This window comes from Streptomyces sp. WELS2, from assembly GCF_013870595.1.
In the GTDB taxonomy this organism is placed as follows: domain Bacteria; phylum Actinomycetota; class Actinomycetes; order Streptomycetales; family Streptomycetaceae; genus Streptomyces.
On sequence record NZ_JACBWZ010000771.1, the window covers coordinates 1 to 2,883 of the forward strand.

General features: G+C 73.2%; 2 protein-coding genes. Both read left to right on the forward strand.

The window, feature by feature from the left end; all coding sequences use genetic code 11:
* Positions 1 to 2,082, forward strand: a 2,082-nt coding sequence (gene glgX / locus H5J33_RS29570; protein ID WP_181797867.1) for a glycogen debranching protein GlgX, incomplete at its 5' end; no start/stop codon positions are given.
* A gap of 500 nt (positions 2,083 to 2,582) precedes the next feature.
* On the forward strand, positions 2,583 to 2,883 hold a 301-nt coding region (locus H5J33_RS29575; RefSeq protein WP_309485516.1), incomplete at its 3' end, for a sigma factor.

Consider the following 2,883-nt stretch of genomic DNA (forward strand, 5'->3'; position numbering starts at 1 on the left):
GGGGTCGCCGGCACCAACTTCGCGCTGTGGGCGGCGGGCGCGGAGGGGGTCCGGGTGTGCCTGTTCGACGAGGCCGGGCGGGAGACCCGCATCCCGCTGACCGAGCTGACGCACGAGATATGGCACGGCTTCGTGCCGGGGGTGATGCCCGGGCAGCGGTACGGCTACCGGGTCGACGGCCGCTGGGACCCGTGGACCGGCGCCCGCTGGAACCCGGCCAAGCTGCTGCTCGACCCGTACGCGCGGGCGGTGGACGGCGAGTTCGCGCTGCCGCCGGAGGTGTACGGGCACGTGCGGGACTGGCCGGACCAGTCGGTGGCCGACACCGTGCGCGACGAGCGGGACTCGGCGCCGTACGTCCCGAAGGGGGTCGTCGTCCACGATGACGACGACTGGTCCGACGACCGGCGCCCCAAGACGCCGTGGGCCGACTCGGTCATCTACGAACTGCACGTGCGCGGCTTCACCCAGCGGCATCCGGGCATCCCCGAGGAGCTGCGCGGCACGTACGCGGGGCTCGCCCACCCGGCCGCGATCGAGCACCTGGTGAAGCTGGGCGTCACGGCCGTGGAACTGCTGCCGGTGCACCAGTTCGCGCACGAGGACCACCTGCTGCGCCGGGGCCTGACCAACTACTGGGGCTACAACTCCATCGGCTACTTCGCCCCGCACGCCGGGTACGCCGCCTCCGGTACGACGGGCGGGCAGGTCGGCGAGTTCAAGCGGATGGTGCGCGCGCTGCACGCGGCCGGCGTCGAGGTCATCCTCGACGTGGTCTACAACCACACCGCGGAGGCGGGCGAGCTGGGCCCGACGCTGTCCCTGAAGGGCATCGACAACCGCGGCTACTACCGGCTCCAGGACGACGCCCGCCGCTACGCCGACTACACCGGCTGCGGCAACACCCTGCACGTCGTCCAGCCCCAGGTGCTGCGGCTGATCACCGACTCGCTGCGCTACTGGGTGACCGAGATGGGCGTGGACGGCTTCCGCTTCGACCTGGCGGCGGCGCTGGCCCGCTCCATGCACGACGTCGACATGCTCTCGCCGTTCCTGGCGGTGATCGCCCAGGACCCGGTGCTGCGCCGGGTGAAACTGATCGCCGAACCGTGGGACATCGGCTCCGGCGGCTACCAGGTGGGCGCCTTCCCGCCGCTGTGGACCGAGTGGAACGACCGCTACCGGAACGCCGTGCGGGACTTCTGGCGGGGCGCCCTGCCCGACGTGCGGGAGATGGGCTACCGGCTGTCCGGCTCCAGCGACCTGTACGCCTGGGGCGGCCGGCGCCCCTACGCCTCGGTCAACTTCGTCACCGCGCACGACGGGTTCACCCTGCGCGACCTGGTGTCGTACCAGAGCAAGCACAACGAGGCCAACGGCGAGGACAACCGGGACGGCACCGACGACAACCGCTCCTGGAACTGCGGGGCGGAGGGCGAGACCGGCGACGAGGGGATACGGGCGCTGCGCCGCCGGCAGCTGCGCAACCTGCTCACCACCCTGCTGCTGTCCACCGGTGTGCCCATGCTGGTCGCGGGCGACGAGTTCGGCCGCACCCAGCACGGCAACAACAACGCCTACTGCCAGGACAACGAGATCGGCTGGGTGGACTGGTCGCTGCTTCAGGAGCCCGGCTGGCGGGCCCTGTCGGAGCTGACCGCGCGGCTGATCGCGCTGCGCCACCGGCACCCGGTGCTGCGCCGGCGGGCCTTCTTCTCCGGCCGCGCGCAGACCGCGGACGGGCTGCGGGACCTGGCCTGGTTCACCGCGCGGGGCACGGAGATGACCGAGGGCGACTGGTACGCGCCCGCCGCCACGCTCGGCATGTACCTGTCCGGACGGGACATCCCCGGCCGGGACGAGCGGGGCGCGCCGGTGGTGGACGACAGCTTCCTCGCGGTGCTGCACGCGGGCGAGCGGCCGACCGGGTTCGTGCTGCCGGGCCCGCCGTGGGCGGAACGGTACGAGGTGGTCGTCGACACCTCGGCGGAGGAACAGACCGAGACCCCGGCCACGGCCCACCGGGCGGGCACACGCATCACGGTGCCGGAGCGGACGGTATTGCTGCTACGGGTCGCTTGAGCGGGGACCGGCTCTGTGACTGGCGGGCGGACTGAGCCGGCACGGGGCGCTTGAGCGGGGGTTGGGGCTCGGTGACCTGACGGGGCCCTCGCGCCGAGGCCGGGGCCCGTGACCTGGTTGCGGGTCGCCTGATCCGGTACCGGGTCTGCGTGGCCTCGCGGACAGCACGGGCCGGGACGGGGCCGTGTGCCATGGCGGGCCGCCCGGTCGGAGCCTGGAACTCCGTGACCTGACGGGGCGGGCGCGGCGAGTCCGGGGGCTCGTGACCTGGCGGGGCGGGCGCGTCGAGCCCGGGACTCCCGGCCTGGGGGGTCGCTGAGCCGGTCCGGGGTTTCGTGGCATGACGGCTCGTCCGGGCCGGTCAGGGGCCTGTGTGACACTGCGCGGGGCCTGTGTGTCGGCTGTGCGTGACGCGGATCACGTCCGCCGAGTGCAGCGCGGGCCGGGGTCCAGGGCCTTTCTCCTGGTGTAGACAGCCGGCGAGAACGGGGACCGTGGGGATGGAGCAGGCCAGGGCCGGTGAGTACGACGCGTTCGTGGCGGCCCGCTGGTCGGTGTTGTTCCATCTGGCCCGTCTGCTCACCGGGGGCGACCGGCACCGGGCCGAGGACCTGTTGCAGGAGTCCTTGGTCAAGCTGTGGTTCGTCTGGCCGAAGGTCGCCGACGAGGCGCCGGAGGCCTATGTGCGCAAGGTGCTCGCACGAGCCGCGGCCCGCTCGGCCCGCCGTCGCTGGTGGGGCGAACGTCCCGTGGAGGAGCTGCCGGAGACGGCCGCGGCCGGGGACCTGTCGGCGACCGTCG